Raw genomic sequence first — 19,176 nt, 5'->3', positions numbered from 1 at the left:
CATGAACAAGATCGACATACTGCCAGCGGGGACGCTCAAGGAAGGCAAGGAGCGCTACAAGTCAGGGGTCATCCCCTACAAGAAGATGGGCTACTGGGAGCCTGACTACAGGCCCAAGGAAACCGATCTGATCGCCATGTTCCGGATCACGCCGCAACCCGGTGTCGACCACGAGGAGGCGGCAGCCGCCATCGCCGGTGAATCCTCCACCGCGACGTGGACCGTGGTGTGGACCGACCGGCTGACAGCTTGCGAGCTCTATCGCGCCAAGGCGTTCAGATCCGAGCCGGTGCCGAACACCGGTCCCGGAACCAAGACCGAGCAACAGTACTTCGCCTACATCGCCTACGACCTCGACCTGTTCGAGCCGGGCTCGATCGCCAACCTGACCGCATCGATCATCGGCAATGTGTTCGGCTTCAAGGCAGTCAAGGCGTTGCGGCTGGAAGACATGCGTATCCCGGTGGCGTATCTCAAAACCTTCCAGGGGCCGGCGACCGGCATCGTGGTGGAGCGTGAGCGGCTCGACAAGTTCGGCCGGCCGCTGCTCGGCGCAACGACGAAGCCGAAGCTCGGCCTGTCGGGACGCAATTACGGGCGCGTCGTTTATGAAGCGCTGAAGGGCGGCCTCGACTTCGTCAAGGACGACGAGAATATCAACTCGCAGCCCTTCATGCATTGGCGCGACCGCTTCCTCTACTGCATGGAGGCCGTGAACAAGGCGTCGGCCGCCACCGGCGAGGTCAAGGGCCATTATCTCAACGTCACCGCCGGCACGATGGAGGAGATGTACGAGCGCGCCGAATTCGCCAAGCAACTTGGCTCCTGCATTGTGATGATCGATCTGGTCATCGGCTACACGGCGATCCAGTCGATGGCCAAGTGGGCACGCCGCAACGACATGATCCTGCACCTGCACCGTGCCGGCAACTCGACCTATTCGCGCCAGAAGAACCACGGCATGAATTTCCGCGTCATCTGCAAATGGATGCGCATGGCCGGCGTCGACCACATCCATGCCGGCACGGTGGTCGGCAAGCTGGAAGGCGACCCGCTCATGATCAAGGGATTTTATGACACGCTGCGCGAGGAGCGCACGCCGCAGAACCTCGAAACCGGGCTGTTCTTCGATCAGGAATGGGCCTCGCTCAACAAGGTGATGCCCGTTGCCTCGGGCGGCATCCATGCCGGCCAGATGCACCAGTTGATCCACTATCTCGGCGAGGACGTCATCCTGCAGTTCGGCGGCGGCACGATCGGCCATCCGGACGGTATCCAGGCAGGCGCGACGGCCAATCGCGTCGCCTTGGAAGCGATGATCCTGGCCCGCAACGAGGGGCGCGATTATTTGCGCGAAGGGACCAAGATCCTCGAACAGGCGGCCAGATGGTGCACGCCGCTGAAGGCTGCCCTGGAGACCTGGAAGGACGTCACCTTCAACTACGAATCGACCGACACGGCCGACTTCGTGCCAACCGCAACGCCCAGCTTCTAGACGAAAGGAACCGTCGTCATGATGACCAATCCGGGAAACAAGGTCACACAGGGGCAGTTCTCGTTCCTGCCCGACCTGACCGACGAGCAGATTTCGGCGCAGATCAAATACGCGCTGAAGAACCATTGGGCGGTCAGCGTCGAGTACACGGACGATCCGCATCCGCGAAACACCTATTGGGAAATGTACGGCAACCCCATGTTCGACTTGAAAGATCCGGCGGGCATACTGCTCGAGGTCAATGCTTGCCGGAAAGCCTGTCCGAACATGTATGTGCGGGTAACCGCCTTCGATTCGACCAAAGGCTGGGAAGCGCCGCGCATGTCGTTCATTGTCAACCGGCCGCCCAGCGAACCCGGGTTCCGGCTGCTGCGCCAGGAGCGTGACGGCCGCAGCCAGGGTTATTCGATCGTGCCTTATGCGACCGACAGGCCCGAGGGCGAGCGGAGCTAGCCGAACCATGCTGAACGCGATGACAAAGGACGCTGCCGCACAGGACGCGACGGTTGATCTGCAGGCCGAGTTCGAGGCGTCCAACATCGACGAGGTGATGGACAAGCTCGACCGAGAACTCGTTGGCCTGAAGCCGGTCAAGACCCGCATCCGCGAGATCGCCGCCCTCCTCCTGGTCGACCGGCTTCGCCGCAGGTTCGGACTGACATCGGGCGCGCCGACGCTGCACATGAATTTCACGGGAAATCCTGGCACCGGAAAGACCACGGTGGCGCTGAGGATGGCCGAAATCCTGCATCGTCTGGGTTATGTCCGCGAAGGCCACATGGTCGCCGTGACTCGCGACGATCTCGTCGGCCAGTATGTGGGCCACACCGCGCCCAAGACCCGCGAGGTGATCAAGCGTGCCATGGGCGGCGTGCTTTTCATCGACGAGGCCTACTATCTCTACAAGCCAGAGAACGAACGCGACTACGGCCAGGAATCGATCGAAATCCTGCTGCAGTGCATGGAGAACAACCGTGACGATCTGGTTGTGATCCTTGCCGGCTACAAGAACAAGATGGACCGCTTCTTCGACAGCAATCCCGGCATGCGTTCGCGCATCGCCCACCACCTCGACTTCCCCGACTATGGCGTCAGCGAACTGAAATCGATCGCCGAGATTATGCTCGCGGAGCAGAATTATCGCCTCAGCGAGGCGGCGTCCCAGGCGCTCGAAGAGTATCTTCCGATCCGCATGAGGCTGCCGCATTTCTCCAACGCGCGTTCGGTTCGCAATGGGCTCGACCGGGCGCGGCTGCGGCAGGCCAACCGGCTTTTCGCATCGCGCAGCCGGGTGTTGACCAAGGCCGATCTTATCACCATCGAGGAATCCGACATTCGCGGCAGCCGCGTGTTCGCGGAAGGGAAACTGGAAGGCGAACCGGAGACGAAGATGCGCTGACAGGACGAAGCGGCCGGCGCAGCGACCAACACCGCAGACAGAATTGGAGACGACGACCATGGTCACCGGGACAATCATCGCACCCTCCGTGCTTTCCGCGGACTTCTCGCGGCTCGGCGACGAGGTCGAAGCTGTCGTGCGGGCGGGTGCCGACTGGATCCATCTCGACGTGATGGACGGCCATTTCGTGCCCAACATCACCTTCGGTCCGCCGGTGATCAAGGCGATCCGCGACCGAACGGACAAAATCTTCGACTGCCATCTGATGATCGCGCCGGCTGACCCCTATCTGGCCGCCTTCGCCGACGCCGGTTGCGACATCATCACGGTGCATGCAGAGGCCGGGCCGCATCTCGATCGTTCCCTGCAGGCGATCAAAAATCTCGGCAAGAAGGCCGGCGTATCGCTGAATCCTTCGACGCCGGAGAGCGTCATCGAATATGTGCTCGACAGGCTCGATCTGGTGCTTCTGATGACGGTCAATCCAGGCTTCGGCGGCCAGGCCTTCATTTCCGCGGTCATCGAGAAGATCCGGCGAATCAAGGCATTGGTTGGCCACCGCCCGATTGACATCGAAATCGATGGCGGCGTCACGGCCGAAACCGCCCCGCTGGTCGCCGCGGCCGGCGCCAATGTGCTGGTCGCCGGGTCGGCCGTGTTCAAGGGGGGCACCGAGGCGGCCTACCGCGCCAACATTGGAACCATCCGACAGGCGGCCGACGGTGCGATCCGGAAAGCCGCGTAAACCATTTCATCGGAGGCAAGCATGGCGGCCGTTCCCCCTGTCTGCGATTTCGGCTGGCGCGCGATCGATGCCGTTTTGCCCGACGTCGACGGCAGGTCGCATTCGATCCTCAGCCAGGCCGGCCCGAACGGCCTGGTCGTGGCCTTCATCTGCAATCACTGCCCTTATGTGAAGGCGGTGATTTCACGTATCGTGCGCGATGCCAACGACCTCAAGGCCGAAGGTATCGGCTTCGTTGCGATCAACTCGAACGATGCCGACACCTACCCCGAGGATTCCTTCGACCAAATGAAGCTCTTCGCCACGACGAACGGCTTCAGCTTCCCTTACCTGCACGACCAGCGCCAAACTGTAGCGCGCGATTACGTGGCCGTGTGCACTCCCGATTTCTTCGGGTTCAACAGCGAGTTGGGATTGCAATATCGCGGTCGGCTGGACGCCTCGCGACGAGAAGCCGGAGCGCCCGGGCTGAGACGCGATCTGTTCGAGGCGATGAAGCAGGTTGCCCGAACCGGCGACGGGCCGCTGAACCAGGTCGCCTCGATCGGCTGCTCGATCAAGTGGAAGGATGACGCATGAACGTCGGCGCAGGTAGGCCGCTTCGATCGCCGAAGGCGATCCTGTTCGACCTCGACGGCACGCTGGTCGACTCGGCACCGGACATAGCGGCCGCCGTCAACGAATTGCTGGCCAGCCGCGATCTGCCGCCGCTGCGCCTGGACCGGGTCAAGGCCATGATCGGCGGCGGTGTCAGGAAACTGATCGAGCGAGCCTTCGCGGCATCGGGAGCGCCACTGCTCGGCAACGCTCTCGATGAGGCAAACCGCGTCATGGCGCCTATCTACCGCCGGCATCTGACCGGCCTTACATGGCTGATGCCTGGCGTCAGGGAGGCCCTCACCCACTTTCATTTGGGCGGAGTAAGCATGGGGGTGGCAACCAACAAACCGCAGTTGGCGACCCGCGAAATCCTGCTTCATTTCGGATTGACGGAATATTTCGGTGCGATCGTCGGCGGAGACGCGGTGACATACCTGAAACCGGCGCCCGATGCCCTGCTGCTGGCGTTGGCACAGCTAGGCGTCGACCCGGGTGACGCGCTGCTGGTCGGAGACAGTGGCGCTGACCTGGGCGCCGCACGCGCCGCCGGCATGCCTGTCATTCTGCTGCGTGGCGGCTACAGCCACATTCCGGTGGAAGAGCTTGGCGCCGATCTTGTTTGCGACAGCCTTTTCGATCTGCCTTCGGCAATGCAGGGGCTGCAAGCCGATGCGTGATCGAGGCGAACGCCGGCCGAACGCAAGTTCGAACGGCCGGCGGCGCGCTATTTCGAGAATTGCTTCAGATAGGCGATGACATTGGCGATGTCTTCGTCCTGTTTGAGGCCGACAAACGCCATCTTTGTTCCTTTGACCATGGCCTTGGGATCGTGAAGGTAAGTCTTCAAAGTGGGTTCATCCCATTTGACGCCGGACTTGCCTGCCGCGACCATCGCCTGAGAATAGCTGAACCCCGGGTGCGTGCCGGCTGTTCGGCCGATGACGCCGTTCAACGACGGACCGACCTTGTTCTTGTCCTGGTCGGCGACATGGCAGACCTTGCATTTGGCGAAGACCTTCTCACCCGCCGCCGCGTCCTGTGCCTGGGATTGGCTCGCGATGAAGGGCACAACGGACATGACTGCGAAAAATGCGATTGCGCGCATGGTATTTCCTCATTGATCGTCTGGGTGCCCTGGACGATTTGCGCATGCCGATCCTTTGATCCGTCGGCATGCGCCTTACGCGGTGGCGTGGAAATTCCGCTTCTCCCGTGGAGCCGCGCCGCGTCACCTGGAAGCTAATCGGCATGTTGTGAAAGTCAATCGTACAAAGGTTTAGAGGCCTGGGTTCTCAAGGATCCTGTCCATTCGTCTTTGTTGACGGCTATTGGGCGAGCGCGTAGCTTGACCTCATTCCGGTTTCTCCATTGGCACCTTGAGAAATCCGGCAAGTGGCGGTTTTGTCCTGGCTCCTGGTTGGGCTGGACTCGCCGAGATGGGCGTTTGGGAACGCGCAAGAGGTGCTGAATGGACATGGTCGATCTCATATTGACGGTTTGCCTCAGCGCCAATCCGAGCAATTGCCGAGACGAACATCTCTATTTCGAGAGCCGCGGCACCCTGTTCCAATGCATGTTCCTTGCCCCCAGCGAAATCGCGAAATGGTCTCAAGAACACCCGACCCTCAAGGTCATGCGCTGGAAATGCGCATTTCCGAGCAAGGAACGAGCCATCTGATTTGGCAGCGCGGAACCCTGGGGAGGAGGTGTCATGATGGTTTCACGGCGCATGACGTTGCGTCTGGCGGTTCTCGGGACAGCCGCTGTTCTTGCTACCAGGCCAGCCGTTGCGGCAGCCAGGATTCGCCTCGGTGTGCTGAAGTTTGGAACCGTGAGTTGGGAACTCGATACGCTACGGCAGCACAAGTTCGATGCCGCGAACGGGATCGATCTGGAGATCATCGACTTCGCCGGCGAGGATGCAACCAACGTCGCGATGCAGGCTGGCGCGATCGACATGATCGTCTCCGACTGGCTGTGGGTCTCGCGCCAGCGCTCCGAAGGCGGCGACCTCACATTGTTCCCCTATTCCACCGCCGTGGGCGCGATCATGGTGAAGGAGGGTTCACCGATCCGGACGGTCGCCGATCTCAAGGACAAGAAGATCGGCGTCGCCGGCGGCCCGCTCGACAAGAGTTGGCTGCTGATACAAGCGCTGACCAGACGCGATCTCGGCGTCGACCTGTCGGCAACCAGCGACATCGTCTTTGGCGCGCCGCCGCTGATTTCGGAAAAGGCGATACAGGGCGAACTCGATGCAGTGCTGAATTTCTGGCATTTTTGCGCCCGTCTCGAGGCCAATGGCTTCCGTCGATTGATCGGCGTGAATGACGCGGCAAAGACGCTTGGGGCTCTGGGACCCGTGTCGGCGCTCGGTTACGTCTTCCATGACCAATGGGCGAACGAGAACCCCGATGCCGTCAGGGGGTTCGTGAGGGCGTCCGCGCAAGCCAAGGACTTGCTGGCCAGATCCGATGACGAATGGCTGCGCCTGGCGCCGATCATTCGCGCGGAAGGCAAGGAACTGGAAAAACTGCGCGATCGCTATCGTCAGGGCATTCCCAGACGGTCGGTCGCCGAGGAAGCGGCTGACGCCGGCAGGCTATACCATGTGCTGGCGGCGATCGGCGGCGCGAAGCTGGTCGGCAGCGCGCCGGAGATGGCGCCCGGCACATTCTGGCAGGAACCCTGGAAATGACCGCATCGGAAACCGACGGCACGCGTGATGCCCCGCCGAGCATGTCCGGCCGACGCAGCCTGGCGACGGCACTGGCGCCCGCGCTGACGGTAGCGGTTTCCCTGCTCGGGCTTTGCCTGCTGTGGAACCTTGCGGCAGGCGTCTGGCCAAGCCGTGCCTTTCCAGGACCTGGGCAGGTCTGGCAGGTGCTTCTCAGGGAGGCTGCGAGCGGCGACCTCTTTTACCATCTCGGCGTGACCCTCGGCCGGGTCGCCGCAGCATATATCGTCGCAATGATCATCGGATCCGTCATCGGCGTTTTGCTCGGCAGCTATCGTCGCGTCGACCGTCTTTTCAACCCGTGGGTGATCCTGTTCCTCAACATCCCGGCGCTGGTGGTCATCGTCCTCGGCTACATCTGGTTCGGCCTCAACGAGGCGGCGGCGATCGGCGCGGTGGCGGTGAACAAGATCCCGAATGTCGTGGTGACGATGCGTGAAGGCGCCAGGACACTTGATCCAAGTTATGCCGAGATGGCCACCGTCTATCGCTTCGGCCGCCTTGATCGCATCCGCCATATCCTGCTGCCGCAATTGCAGCCCTATCTTGCCGCTGCGTCGCGATCCGGCATCGCCCTCATCTGGAAGATCGTCCTGGTCGTCGAACTGCTCGGCCGCTCGAACGGTGTCGGCTTCCAGATCCATCTCTATTTCCAGCTTTTCGATGTCGCCGCCATTCTTGCCTACACGCTGGCTTTCGTGGCGGTGATGCTTGTCATTGAACTTCTCCTGGTGCAGCCCGTTGAACGACATGCAACCCGTTGGCGCCGTCGTCCCGCTTAAGGTCGACATCGCCGAAAAGACCTTCAGGTCCGCGCGAGGCGTCTCGATCACGGCGCTTCAGGACCTTTCCTTCGAGGTCCGGCAAGGCGAATTCGCCTGCTTGCTTGGACCGTCGGGCTGCGGCAAGACCACGACGCTGCGTATCCTGCTTGGCTTGGACAAAGACTTTTCCGGCTCCTTCCAGTTGCCGCAAGGAGGTTCGAACCGCATCGCCGCCGTATTCCAGGAACCGACCCTGCTGCCGTGGCGAACGGTGGAGCAGAATGTCAGGCTGGCGTTGCCAAAAAGCTTGAGGGCGAAAAATCTCGACGGGCTGTTCGACACGCTCGGCCTTGCGGCCATGCGCTCGCTCTATCCTGCCGAACTGTCGCTCGGCCTTGCGCGCAGGGCAGCACTTGCCAGGGCTTTCGCCACGGAGCCGGCGGTGCTTTTCCTGGACGAACCCTTTGTCTCGCTCGACGAACAGACCGCCGAGCGGCTTCGGCATCTGCTTTTGACCGTGTGGTCGGAACGGCCCACGACCGCCTTGATGGTGACGCACAATCTACGCGAGGCACTGATGCTCTCGGACCGCATCATCGTGCTCGCGCCGCGGCCAACCCATGTGCTCGGCGTGTTCGACGTACGGTTGCCACGGCAACATCGCAATTCGCAGGTGATGAGCGACCTTCTGCGGTCGTTCCATCATAGATTTCCGGACGTCACCTGATCGCCTGCAGGCGAAATGCATATCGGAGGCCTTCATGTCGATCGATCGGCTAAGACGCAGGCTTGTGAGTGGCTTCGCCTGTACTGCCGCCAGCGCCGCCTTGCTGCCGTGCTGCCTCGGACGAGCCGTGGCTGGCAACCTGGGATTCTCGCTCAGGCAGATCGCCGACGGCGTCTTCGCCTTCCAGGGCACGGATGAATTAATGACCGCCGCCAACGACGGTGCGATCTGCAATCTGGGCGCCGTCGTCGGTACCGATGCGGTTGCCGTCATCGACAGCGGTGGCAGCCTGATCGAGGCGCACGCCTTTCTCGCCGCGATCGGAAAGGTAACCGCAAAGCCGGTTCGCTTCCTGGTCAACACCCACATGCACCCCGACCACATCTTCGGCAATGCGGCATTCCGGGAGATCGGCGCGACCATCGTCGGTCACCGCAATCTGCCGCGCGCCCTCGACGCGCGTGGCGTGTTCTATCTGCACAACTATCGCGAACAGCTTGGCGAGGCGCTGATGGAGGGGGTCGAGATCGTGTCGCCGACCAGGCTGGTCGACGATCACCTGCAACTCGACCTCGGCGGGCGCACGATCGAACTGCGGGCATGGAAGGCGGCGCACACCGACAACGACCTGACCGTATTCGATACTGCGACCAGAACGCTCTTTGCCGGCGATCTCGTGTTCATGGGCTCCTTGCCGACGCTCGACGGATCACTGCTTGGATGGCTCCGCCAGATGGATGCACTCACCGCGATCGACGCCGCGCGCGTCGTTCCAGGTCATGGTCCTGTAACGGCCGACTGGCCACAGGCACTGGCGGGGGAGCGACGCTATTTCGAGGTTCTGGCGCGCGATATCCGCAAGGCGATCGCCGACGGAACGCCGCTGCGCGAAGCAGTCAAAACCGCAGGCGGAAGCGAACGGGATAATTGGCACCTGTTCGACGATTACAACGAGCGCAACGCAACGGCCGCATTTGCCGAACTCGAATGGGAATAGACGACGCCGACATGCGCCAGGCGGCCGTAAAGCACGGCGATTTGCCAAGGCGTCGCCAAAGGCTTATCCTCAACGCCAGCCTGGGCACCACCTGTCTTGCATTGGTGGAGGCATCGAAATGCAAAATCAAGCTTACTCGAGCCGGCAGCTCGCCTTGCCGCTCGCATCCGTTTTCGCCGCGATCATCTTGACCATCGGCACGTTGCTCGGCTCCTCGGGAGCCGCCAACGCACAGCAAACAACCGCGTCCTCGGATAGAATCTGGCATGACTTGAAGGGCGACGTGTTCGGCGATCGGGCAATTCTGGTCGATACCGGCGTCGTCAGGATCGAAGCACCAAAGCGGGCGCAGGATGCCGCCATCGTGCCCGTCGACATCTATCTCGATCCAGCCAAGGCGCCAGACGGCATCAAATCCGTTACCTTGATCATCGACGCGAACCCTGCACCGGTGGCGGCAACGTTCCAGCTCGGCAAGGATGCCGGCGTGACGCATCTGTCGACGCGCGTGCGCGTCAACGACTATTCCTATCTGCGTGCCATCGCTGAGACGCAGGGTGATCAACTCCATATGGTACAGACCTTCGTCAAGGCGTCAGGTGGCTGCTCCGCCCCTGCGGTCAAGAACCAGGACGAGGCCAACGCGACAATGGGTCAGATGAAGCTGCGCCAGTTCCCGCCCAAAGAGACGATGACCAAGACCGAGGAACTGCAGTTGATGATCCGGCACCCTAACAATTCGGGGCTGCAGCGGGATCCGCTGACCCAATATTTCATACCGGCGCATTTTGTCCAGAAACTGTCGATCTCCCAAGCCGGCCGGCCGATCCTCTCCATGGAAGGTGGAATATCGATTTCGGAAGACCCCAACTTCCGATTCGATTTCACCGTGCACGGCAATGGCGAAATCCAGGTTGAAGCGATCGATACGGACGGCAAAACATTTCGCAATCAGTGGCCGCTCGAGACAGCGGGACTCTGAAGTCTCGATATCTTGCACTGGACTGCCGGGTGCTTGCCACTTGATCCCGAAAATGGAGCTCGTTCGGGAAGATCACGCCCAGGCAGAGGACGGAGCTCCATCCGGCTTCCGGATGGAGCAGGCTCTAAAAGCAGCGCACGTCGGCTTCCGACTGCGCGCGCTTCAATTCGGTACGGGCTGCCTTCGCCGGTGCGCTTTCGCGAAACAGCCCCGCGCTTTCGCCTGTGGTCAAAGACATGCTCTTGAAAGTCTCGGCTCTCTCATAGTGGTCGTAGGGAAGGATCGAGGCGATGACGTCGATCGAGCAGGAACAGCTTTCCAGCGCCTGACGTGTCTGGCCGTTCGTCTGCATGCAGCCGAGCACGTAGTCGGCGATCGTTGCTGTCGGGTAATCACCCGCGGCGCCCGCGGGGTTTGCGAAGGCCAGCGGCGCGGCAAGGAGCAGCGGCAAAGTCGAAAATCCAACATATCTGATCACGGGAAAACCTCCGGTTAGCCTAGGCGCGATGCGCCCAGTCGGGATCACCGTGGCAGTTGGCAACGTGCAGCAGAGTCAGTCAAGCGCCCATGGCTTCCGTATGCGACCAAAGGAGGAATGCGGGGCTTGTCGACCGTGGTTCCGCATGGCGGCTCCGTGGCCTGCTCCACGCCCCGACTCCAACGATCATCTCATGCTTGGCCCACTATCGATTCCCAATGGAGCACGCGCATGACCATGCCGAGACATCGAAGCGAATACCTCCAAATAAAATCAACGCTTAGGCGAAATGTAAAAATCAAAAAATAACTAAATTTTATGTGCCCCATCGTTATTTCGCGGTCATAAATACTTTATCTAACAAATACCGTCCTGCTTATTTTCTTATATTGCACCGCATCATTTACGATATTGCGGTGCAAAAACACCAGCAGGCTTTTTTGCTTGCCTAGCCTTTTACGATGACATAGCCTCACCCTGTTTCCGGCTTCAAGGGCGTCACCGTCATTAGGGAGCGGCGACAGTCTTTCGTAGGCCAAGGTGAGGTGGGCAGTAACGGTGCCCTCTGCACATCTGGCTTAGGTCGTGACACGCTGCCGGAAATATTTCCCCCCCGTGAATCGCTTGGGCAAGCCCTTGTGGGCTCAGCAAATGATTCATCACTATGAACCTCGGGAGGAATTCGGATGCGTGTACTTACGAAAGCTACCTATATTCTAACCACTGCGGCGTTTCTGTCGCTCGGCGCGGCCTATACGGCGTCGGCTAACGAGGACCTTGCAAAGCTGGCTTCGGATTCGAAGAACTGGGCAATGCAGACGGGTGACTACGCCAACACCCGCTATTCCAAACTCAACCAGATTACTGCGGACAATGTGAAGAACCTGCAGGTCAAGTGGACCTTTTCCACCGGCGTGCTACGAGGCCACGAGGGTGGACCGCTTATCATCGGCGATGTGATGTATGTCCACACGCCTTTCCCGAACAATGTCTTTGCGCTCGATCTCAAGAATGACGGGAAGATTCTTTGGAAGTACGAACCCAAGCAGGATCCCAACGTCATTCCGATCATGTGTTGCGATACGGTCAACCGTGGCGTTGCCTATGGTGACGGCAAGATCATTCTCAATCAGGCCGACACCACAGTCGTCGCCCTGGACGCGAAGACTGGCAAGGTCGTCTGGTCGGTCAAGAACGGCGACCAGACCGATGGCGGCAAAGGCGAATCTGGTACGGCTGCCCCCGTCGTCGTCAAGGACAAGGTGCTCATCGGCGTCTCCGGCGCCGAATTCGGCGTTCGCGGCTGGCTGGCCGCCTACAATCTGAAAGATGGCAAACTCGCCTGGAAAGCCTATTCGGAAGGTCCGGACGCAGACACCCTGATCGATCCCGAGAAGACCACGCAACTCGGCAAGCCGGTTGGCAAGGATTCCGGCACGAACACCTGGGAAGGCGAGCAGTGGAAGACCGGCGGCGGCACGACATGGGGATGGTATTCCTATGATCCCAAGCTGAACCTGGTCTACTATGGCACCGGCAATCCCTCGACGTGGAACCCGGTCCAACGCCCCGGCGACAATCGCTGGTCGATGACGATCATGGCCCGCGATGCGGATACTGGTGTTGCCAAATGGCTCTACCAGATGACCCCGCATGACGAATGGGACTATGACGGCATCAACGAGATGATCCTCGTCGATGGCATGGAGGTCAACGGCGCCAAGCACGACGTGCTGGTGCATTTCGATCGCAATGGTTTTGCCTACACCATGGATCGCGCCACCGGCGACCTTCTCGTCGCCAAGAAATACGATCCGGCCGTGAACTGGGCGACCGAAGTCGTCATGGACCCCAAGAGCGAACAGTATGGTCGCCCGCAGGTCGTGGCGAAATATTCGACCCAGCAGAACGGCGAAGACACCAACTCGACGGGCATCTGCCCGGCGGCGCTTGGAACGAAGGACCAGCAGCCGGCGGCCTATTCGCCGAAGACCGGGCTGTTCTATGTCCCGACCAACCATGTCTGCATGGACTATGAGCCTTACAAGGTGAGCTACACCGCCGGTCAGCCTTATGTTGGCGCCACCGTGTCGATGTATCCCGCACCTGGCGGCGACGGCAACATGGGCAACTTCATTGCCTGGGATGCGGCCAAGGGCGAGATCGTCTGGTCGAAGCCCGAGCAGTTCTCGGTGTGGTCGGGCGCGTTGGCGACAGATGGCGACGTCGTCTTCTACGGTACACTCGAAGGCTACATCAAGGCGGTCGATAAGGACGGCAAGGAACTCTACAAGTTCAAGACCCCGTCCGGCATCATCGGCAACATCACGACCTACGAGCAGGGCGGCAAGCAGTATATCGCCGTTCTGTCGGGCGTCGGTGGATGGGCTGGTATCGGCCTGGCAGGCGGCCTGCTTTCGCCTGACAACGCCGCTGCCTGGCATGGCGCCGTCGATCAGGGCCGCGCGCAAGGCGACCAAGCCGCTGTCGTTGGTACAGCTGGCCTGGGTGCCGTCGGCGGCTACGCGGCACTTGCCGACTACACGACGCTGGGCGGTCAGCTCACCGTCTTCGGTCTCCCGGATTGATGCGCTGGGAACCTTGAGCATGCCTCAGGTCTTGTGAGACCAAAGGCTTGAAGAACGAGAGCCCGGACATCCGGAAGCCATGGCCGGGCTCTCGATTCGGTTACGCACCCAAAAACACCGATCAATGCCGGTCGCGACAGCAAAACCGTGTCCATTGGCAAATGAAGGAAGCGTTTGAATGTCCGTTCGCATTGTAATTTCGGCTTTCGTCCTGGCTCTGCTGCCTCTGGCAAGCTCGAGCCTCGCCCGGGCCGACGACAGCATGGAAAAAGCCAAGGCGGTAAAGGAAGAAGGCGGCAAGTATTTGGATGCGGATGGAAATCCGACCTACAAGATCGAAAACGGAACCGTCGATTGGTACACGTTCAGCGGCTACCGCCGGTATCATTCCGATTGCCATGTCTGCCACGGACAGGACGCGACAGGTTCGAGCTATGCGCCGGCTTTGGTCAACAGCCTGAAAACCATGGATTACGCCACATTCCTCTCGATCGTCGCCGAAGGCCGCAAGAATGTCGGCGGCGGCAAGGAAAACGTCATGCCTGCCTTTGGCGACAACAAGAACGTCTATTGCTACCTGGACGATCTCTACGTCTATCTGCGCGCGCGCGCGGATGGCGCGGCGCCCCGCGGAAGGCCGCCCAAGCACGAAGACAAGGCCCAGGCGGCGAAGGATGCCGAAGCATCCTGCATGGGTGGATGACATGATCGGCCGCGATGCATTGAAGCTGCGCGTCGTTCTGCCGATCCTCGGCACACTCGCCTTGCTGCCGTCGAACGCGCATGCGCAAAGCGCCGGCCTTGGCGCGGCGGGAGAACTGGTCGACCCTGACATTCTGCGCGTCTGCGCCGATCCCTCGAATATGCCCTTCACCGACAAGAGCGGCGAAGGCTTCGAAAACAAGCTGGCCGAACTGGTTGCCGCGAAAACCGGGCGCAAGTCCGTCTCCTACACCTGGTTTCCCACGATCACCGGCTTCGTGCGCAATACGTTGGGGGCCAACCGATGCGACATCATCATGGGCTATGCCCAAGGCGATGAGCTGGTGCAGAACACCAACGCCTACTATCGCTCCGCCTATGTGCTGGTGCATCCGAAAAGCCACGATATGGAAGGCGTGGAAACGATCGAGGATCCCAGACTCACAGGCAAAACGATCGGCGTCGTTGAAAGCACGCCGCCAACCGCCAACATGGCCGCCAACAAGCTTCTGCGGACCGCCAAGATCTATCCGCTTGCGGTGGATACGCGCGTCACCCCATCAATGGGGGAGGTCATGATCAAGGACATGCTGGCACACAAGATCGATGCGGCGGTGCTGTGGGGACCGATGGCAGGTTACTACGCCAAGGAACTCGGAGCTGATGTGACGATCGTTCCACTGGTGAAGGAAAAAACCGGCTCGCGCATGTCTTACCGCATCACCATGGGCGTACGTCCGTCGGACCAGGAATGGAAGCGGACGCTCAACCGGGTGATCAGGGAAAACCAGGCGGAGATCACCAGGATCCTGCTGAGCTACAACGTGCCGCTGATCGACGAACACGACAACCTGATTACCCAATGAATGGAAGGGAGACTATTTTCGTGCTGGTCGCCGCGAGCCTTCTGGGTCTGGCCGAGCCGACATGGGCTGGCGACATCGCCGAACCCAGCGGTTTCCGGATGGACGACTATCGGGCGCCGGTGCCGCGGACGCTGCAAGGCGCGAGGGTGGTGACGACGGTGGAAGCGGAAGCGCTGTGGCGAGCGAAAAAGGCGATCTTCTTCGACGTGATGCCGGACACGCCCAAACCGGCCAATTTGCCGGCAGGGACGATATGGAGAGACAAGGTCAGAAAGGACATTCCAGGCAGCATATGGCTGGCCAATGTGGGATACGGCGCTATTTCGCAGGAGACCGCCAGCTATTTTCGCCAAGGCCTCGCGGCCAAGGCCGGGACGGACAAGTCGCGCGCGATTCTGTTCTACTGCATGACGAATTGCTGGATGTCGTGGAATGCGGCGAAACGGGCCGTCCAGTGGGGCTACAGTTCAGTGATCTGGTATCCGCTCGGCGCCGATGGATGGGAAGATGCAAACCTTCCACTGGAGGAGAAAAAACCCTACGCAACGAACAATTGAAGGAAGGACTGCAATTATTCTCGATAGTTTGTTTTCAATTTTTCAAAACCTATTGTTTCATTTGTCCATTTTGAAACTTGATGGACGAGCCATTGCGTCGGTGCCCTGCAATGGTTGGCTAACGACAGGATCGGTCCCTTCGGGCTGGTATAACAGGAGAAATGTCATGAAGAAGAACTGGAAAAAACCGACCATGTGTCAGGTTGCCGCTGGCTTCGAAATTTCACGGTATCTGCCTGCTGAAATTACTCCCAAGAAGTAGGCCGCAGAGGTGCGCGTCCCTGGCGACAGGGGCGCGCATCCCCTCCCCGCATGGGATTTTCGTGAAAGATTTTGACGCACGCAAAGCGCGCGGAGTGTTGTTTGTGACTACAAATTGCCTGCAGGTCAGAGAAGCCGGCGCGCGGGCATTTTCATGCATTTGAGGATAATCGGATCGGCGGCGGGCGGCGGCTTTCCGCAATGGAACTGCAACTACCGTCTCAGTCGTGCGGCTCGCAACGGCATGGCAAGCGTGCATCCACGAACCCAGTCAAGTGTCGCCGCCTCGGCGGACGGGTTGGGTTGGGTTCTTTTCAATGCCTCGCCCGACATTCGCCAGCAAATCGCTGCAACACGTGAATTACAGCCTGCGGGCGATGCGCCGCTGCGCTCGACACCTATTCGCGCTGTGGTGCTGACCAATGCCGACGTCGATCATATCGCCGGACTGCTCAGCCTGCGCGAGCGGCAGCCTTTCGCCATCTATGCAACGGCGCAGGTTCTGGCGACGCTGGAGGCGAATTCGATTTTCAACGTTCTCGATCCAGCGCTTGTGCCGCGGCGCATCCTGCCGCCGGCGAAAGAGTTGGCCATCTGCGACGCAGAAGGCCGCGATACCGGCGTAATGATCGAGCCCTTTGCCGTGCCCGGGAAGATAGCACTCTATCTGGAGGATAGAGACCATCCGGATGCCAATTTCAGCTCCGACGCAGGTGACACGATCGGAGTCCGAATTGCCGGCATCGGCAGCCGCGGCTCCGTCTTCTATATCCCAGGCTGCGCGCGCATCGATGCGCGGCTACGCGCGCGTCTCACCGATGCCGCCTGTCTTTTGTTCGACGGCACGGTCTACACCGACGACGAGATGATCGTCGCCGGCGTCGGTCAGAAAACCGGCTCGCGCATGGGGCATCTGGCGATCTCGGGAGAATTGGGTTCGATTGCGGGCTTGGCCGATGTGAAGGTCGGCCGTCGCGTCTTCGTCCACATCAACAACACCAACCCCATCCTTGACAAGAGTTCCGCCGAGCACGCGGCGGTCAAGGCGGCAGGCTGGGAAATCGCAAACGACGGTATGGAGATGGAATTTTGAGCGACTTCCGCGATGCAGCCAAAGGCGGACTCTCCAAGAGCGCTCTCGAAGCCGTGCTGAGGCAGGTTGGCGCCGAACGTTATCACAATCGCCATCCCTTTCACCACAGGATGACCAGCGGCGCGTTGTCGAAGGCCGAGATGAAGGCCTGGGCGCTGAACCGCTATTGCTATCAGGCGGTCATCCCACGCAAGGATGCCATGATACTCGTACATGCCGAGGATCCAGCGTTTCGTGCCGCGTGGCGCAAGCGGATCGAGGATCATGACGGCGAGGACGGCTGGAGCGGCGGCATCGCGCGCTGGCTGCATCTGGCAACTTCGCTCGGCCTGGACGCCGAGGCCGTGAAGAGCGAAAGGCTGGCACTGCCGGCGACACGCTTCGCGGTGGGCGCTTACCTTTCCTTTTGCACAAACCGGACGCTGTTCGAGGCGGTCGCGTCCTCGCTGACCGAGATGTTCTCGCCACTCATCATCGGCGAGCGGGTGCCGGCAATGCTGGCCAAATACGACTACATCACCGAGGATACGCTGGCCTATTTCAAGCAACGGCCCGAACAGGCCTCGCGTGACGCCGACTTCGCCCTTGCCTACGTGCTCAGCCACGCCGATACGGCGGAGCGCCAGCAGCAGGCAATCGATGCACTGGTGTTCAAATGCGATATACTCTGGGCCATGCTTGACGCGCTTCAACACGCCTATGGCGAGCGGGGAAACATACCGCCCGGCGCCTTCCAGCCCGAGGCAGCCCTATGATGGCGCTGCGCGAAAGAGCTGTGGTGTCGTTGCGATCGGTACCTTCGCTGCCGAAGCACGTGCGCATACAATACGATCCCTTGCGGCAGGCATTCGCCGTGCTTTCACCGGAAAAGATATTCTGGCCGAACGATGTCAGTCTCGACATATTGCGACGCTGCGATGGACGGTCCACGGTCGGCGACATCATTGCCGGCCTTGCCGCCGATTATGAGGCCGAACAGGAGGCCGTGGCGACCGACGTCATCGCCTTCCTGCAGGAATGGTCGGACAAGCTGCTGGTGAGGCTATGAGCACGCCCCTCCTCCCTCCAATCGGCATGCTGGCGGAACTGACGCATCGCTGCCCGCTGCAATGCCCTTATTGCTCCAATCCGCTCGAACTGCTCAAGGCCAATCGCGAACTCGACACAGAGACCTGGCTCGCCCTGTTCTCGGAGGCCGCCGATCTCGGAGTGCTCCAGGTGCATCTGTCCGGTGGCGAGCCGACACTGCGCCGCGACCTCGAGCAATTGATCGCCGGGCTTGCGGGGCGCGGCGTCTACACCAATCTGATTACCGCGGGCGTTGGCATCGTCGAGGGCCGTGTCGAGGCATTTGCCGAAGCCGGTCTAGACCATCTGCAACTGAGCTTTCAGGGCGCGCGGCCGGCGACCACGGATCGTATCGGCAACCACAAGGGTGCCCACGAAAAGAAGCTGGAGACGGCACGCCGCGCGCGCGCGGCCGGTCTGCCTCTTACCATCAACGCGCCGATCCATCGCCATAACATCGAGGAGGTGCCGGAATTCATCGATCTCGCCCTTTCGTTGGGCGCGGAGAGGCTCGAGATCGCCAATGTGCAATATGCCGGCTGGGCGTTGACCAATCGCGATCAACTGATGCCGGAGCGTGAAGCGGTCGATAGGCAGGCGGAGATCGTGGCGGAGGCACAGGAGCGGTTGGCCGGCATCATCAACATCGATTTTGTGACGCCGGACTATTTCGCGATCTATCCCAAGCCGTGCATGGGCGGCTGGGCGCGGGACGCCTTCATGGTGACGCCTGACGGCACCGTACTGCCCTGCCATGCCGCACAGACGATCCCGTCGCTCAGCTTCGAGCGTTTCGAACCACGCAGGCTGTCCTCGATCTGGGCCGATTCGCCGGCGTTCAATGCCTTTCGCGGTACGGACTGGATGCAGGAGCCATGCCGCGGCTGTGAGCGGCGCGAGATCGACTGGGGCGGCTGCCGCTGCCAGGCGATGGCGATCGCCGGCGATGCCGCTGCAACGGACCCGGCTTGCGCGAAATCGCCGATCCATGCTCGCATGGCAATGCTGATCGACGAAGCCAGGCGCATTGCCACAGTTCCTTCGAGAGAAGATGCATTCGTCTACCGGCGGATCGGTGCGGTGACCGAATCCGCCTGACCTGGCGAGAAAGCGCTTC

The 19,176-nt window shown here is 60.7% G+C and carries 22 protein-coding genes; 20 read left to right on the top strand and 2 right to left on the bottom strand.

Annotated features, from left to right (window positions below; genetic code table 11):
• Nucleotide 1: 1 nt before the first annotated feature.
• Genes P3C39_RS27955 through gph form a run of 6 tightly spaced genes read left to right on the top strand, consistent with a single transcriptional unit; the run spans nt 2 to nt 4,916 of the window.
• A complete protein-coding gene (locus tag P3C39_RS27955; RefSeq protein WP_013532056.1) occupies nt 2-1,495 on the top strand; it encodes a ribulose-bisphosphate carboxylase large subunit in 1,494 nt (497 codons plus the stop codon).
• A gap of 18 nt (nt 1,496-1,513) precedes the next feature.
• Nucleotides 1,514-1,948: a ribulose bisphosphate carboxylase small subunit gene (locus P3C39_RS27950; RefSeq protein WP_013532057.1), complete on the top strand. Its 435-nt coding sequence runs from the start codon at nt 1,514-1,516 to the stop codon at nt 1,946-1,948.
• Nucleotides 1,949-1,955: 7 nt separating this feature from the next.
• Nucleotides 1,956-2,894, top strand: a complete 939-nt coding sequence (gene cbbX, locus P3C39_RS27945; RefSeq protein WP_013532058.1) for a CbbX protein — start codon at nt 1,956-1,958, stop codon at nt 2,892-2,894.
• 58 nt (nt 2,895-2,952) lie between these two features.
• On the top strand, nt 2,953-3,639 hold the full coding sequence (gene rpe / locus P3C39_RS27940) for a ribulose-phosphate 3-epimerase (RefSeq protein WP_063167847.1): 687 nt from the start codon (nt 2,953-2,955) through the stop codon (nt 3,637-3,639).
• 21 nt (nt 3,640-3,660) lie between these two features.
• The gene (locus P3C39_RS27935; RefSeq protein WP_275954627.1) at nt 3,661-4,218 is read left to right on the top strand and encodes a thioredoxin family protein; all 558 of its coding nucleotides are present in this window, start codon (nt 3,661-3,663) and stop codon (nt 4,216-4,218) included.
• Nucleotides 4,215-4,916, top strand: coding sequence for a phosphoglycolate phosphatase (gene gph / locus P3C39_RS27930; RefSeq protein WP_275954628.1), 702 nt, complete (start codon nt 4,215-4,217; stop codon nt 4,914-4,916). The genes P3C39_RS27935 and gph overlap by 4 nt, the downstream gene beginning before the upstream one ends.
• Before the next feature lie 47 nt (nt 4,917-4,963).
• Here gph and P3C39_RS27925 read toward each other — a convergent pair whose 3' ends face one another.
• Nucleotides 4,964-5,344: a cytochrome c family protein gene (locus P3C39_RS27925; protein WP_024504374.1), complete on the bottom strand. Its 381-nt coding sequence runs from the start codon at nt 5,342-5,344 to the stop codon at nt 4,964-4,966.
• Between the two features lie 363 nt (nt 5,345-5,707).
• Between P3C39_RS27925 and P3C39_RS27920 the strand changes: the two genes are divergently transcribed.
• The 6 genes from P3C39_RS27920 (at nt 5,708) to P3C39_RS27895 (ending at nt 10,446) form a co-directional block, all read left to right on the top strand.
• Nucleotides 5,708-5,917: a hypothetical protein gene (locus P3C39_RS27920; protein ID WP_013532063.1), complete on the top strand. Its 210-nt coding sequence runs from the start codon at nt 5,708-5,710 to the stop codon at nt 5,915-5,917.
• A 33-nt stretch (nt 5,918-5,950) separates the two neighbouring features.
• On the top strand, nt 5,951-6,937 hold the full coding sequence (locus tag P3C39_RS27915) for an ABC transporter substrate-binding protein (RefSeq protein WP_024504373.1): 987 nt from the start codon (nt 5,951-5,953) through the stop codon (nt 6,935-6,937).
• Nucleotides 6,934-7,758, top strand: coding sequence for an ABC transporter permease (locus tag P3C39_RS27910; protein WP_224619570.1), 825 nt, complete (start codon nt 6,934-6,936; stop codon nt 7,756-7,758). The genes P3C39_RS27915 and P3C39_RS27910 overlap by 4 nt, the downstream gene beginning before the upstream one ends.
• Nucleotides 7,727-8,467: an ATP-binding cassette domain-containing protein gene (locus P3C39_RS27905; protein ID WP_064995363.1), complete on the top strand. Its 741-nt coding sequence runs from the start codon at nt 7,727-7,729 to the stop codon at nt 8,465-8,467. The genes P3C39_RS27910 and P3C39_RS27905 overlap by 32 nt, the downstream gene beginning before the upstream one ends.
• Nucleotides 8,468-8,594: 127 nt before the next feature.
• Nucleotides 8,595-9,464 (top strand): quinoprotein relay system zinc metallohydrolase 2, encoded by an 870-nt coding sequence (locus P3C39_RS27900; protein WP_275954629.1) that lies wholly within the window; start codon nt 8,595-8,597, stop codon nt 9,462-9,464.
• A gap of 118 nt (nt 9,465-9,582) precedes the next feature.
• Nucleotides 9,583-10,446, top strand: a complete 864-nt coding sequence (locus P3C39_RS27895) for a quinoprotein dehydrogenase-associated SoxYZ-like carrier (RefSeq protein ID WP_275954630.1) — start codon at nt 9,583-9,585, stop codon at nt 10,444-10,446.
• Nucleotides 10,447-10,570: 124 nt separating this feature from the next.
• On the opposite strand, the gene P3C39_RS27890 is transcribed toward P3C39_RS27895, so the two are convergent.
• On the bottom strand, nt 10,571-10,924 hold the full coding sequence (locus P3C39_RS27890) for a hypothetical protein (protein ID WP_024504369.1): 354 nt from the start codon (nt 10,922-10,924) through the stop codon (nt 10,571-10,573).
• A gap of 686 nt (nt 10,925-11,610) precedes the next feature.
• Between P3C39_RS27890 and P3C39_RS27885 the strand changes: the two genes are divergently transcribed.
• The 8 genes from P3C39_RS27885 (at nt 11,611) to pqqE (ending at nt 19,157) form a co-directional block, all read left to right on the top strand.
• Nucleotides 11,611-13,512 carry a methanol/ethanol family PQQ-dependent dehydrogenase gene (locus tag P3C39_RS27885; protein ID WP_013532070.1) on the top strand — a complete coding sequence of 634 codons (1,902 nt, stop codon included), beginning with the start codon at nt 11,611-11,613 and terminating at the stop codon, nt 13,510-13,512.
• Between the two features lie 178 nt (nt 13,513-13,690).
• Nucleotides 13,691-14,215, top strand: coding sequence for a c-type cytochrome, methanol metabolism-related (locus tag P3C39_RS27880; protein WP_013532071.1), 525 nt, complete (start codon nt 13,691-13,693; stop codon nt 14,213-14,215).
• Complete coding sequence (locus P3C39_RS27875) at nt 14,187-15,080, top strand: quinoprotein dehydrogenase-associated putative ABC transporter substrate-binding protein (RefSeq protein ID WP_013532072.1); 894 nt, start codon at nt 14,187-14,189, stop codon at nt 15,078-15,080. The genes P3C39_RS27880 and P3C39_RS27875 overlap by 29 nt, the downstream gene beginning before the upstream one ends.
• A 20-nt stretch (nt 15,081-15,100) precedes the next feature.
• Nucleotides 15,101-15,637 (top strand): PQQ-dependent catabolism-associated CXXCW motif protein, encoded by a 537-nt coding sequence (locus tag P3C39_RS27870; RefSeq protein WP_338048481.1) that lies wholly within the window; start codon nt 15,101-15,103, stop codon nt 15,635-15,637.
• Nucleotides 15,638-16,052: 415 nt separating this feature from the next.
• Nucleotides 16,053-16,991 (top strand): pyrroloquinoline quinone biosynthesis protein PqqB, encoded by a 939-nt coding sequence (pqqB, locus tag P3C39_RS27865; protein WP_275954631.1) that lies wholly within the window; start codon nt 16,053-16,055, stop codon nt 16,989-16,991.
• A complete protein-coding gene (gene pqqC, locus P3C39_RS27860) occupies nt 16,988-17,746 on the top strand; it encodes a pyrroloquinoline-quinone synthase PqqC (RefSeq protein ID WP_275954632.1) in 759 nt (252 codons plus the stop codon). The genes pqqB and pqqC overlap by 4 nt, the downstream gene beginning before the upstream one ends.
• Nucleotides 17,743-18,039 carry a pyrroloquinoline quinone biosynthesis peptide chaperone PqqD gene (gene pqqD, locus P3C39_RS27855; protein ID WP_013532077.1) on the top strand — a complete coding sequence of 99 codons (297 nt, stop codon included), beginning with the start codon at nt 17,743-17,745 and terminating at the stop codon, nt 18,037-18,039. Before pqqC ends, pqqD begins: the two co-directional genes overlap by 4 nt.
• A complete protein-coding gene (gene pqqE / locus P3C39_RS27850) occupies nt 18,036-19,157 on the top strand; it encodes a pyrroloquinoline quinone biosynthesis protein PqqE (RefSeq protein WP_064995369.1) in 1,122 nt (373 codons plus the stop codon). The genes pqqD and pqqE overlap by 4 nt, the downstream gene beginning before the upstream one ends.
• The last annotated feature ends 19 nt before the right edge of the window (nt 19,158-19,176 follow it).

It is taken from the genome of Mesorhizobium sp. XAP4, from assembly GCF_029269325.1.
GTDB lineage: Bacteria > Pseudomonadota > Alphaproteobacteria > Rhizobiales > Rhizobiaceae > Mesorhizobium > Mesorhizobium ciceri.
This window is presented reverse-complemented; position numbering and strand designations above follow the sequence as displayed.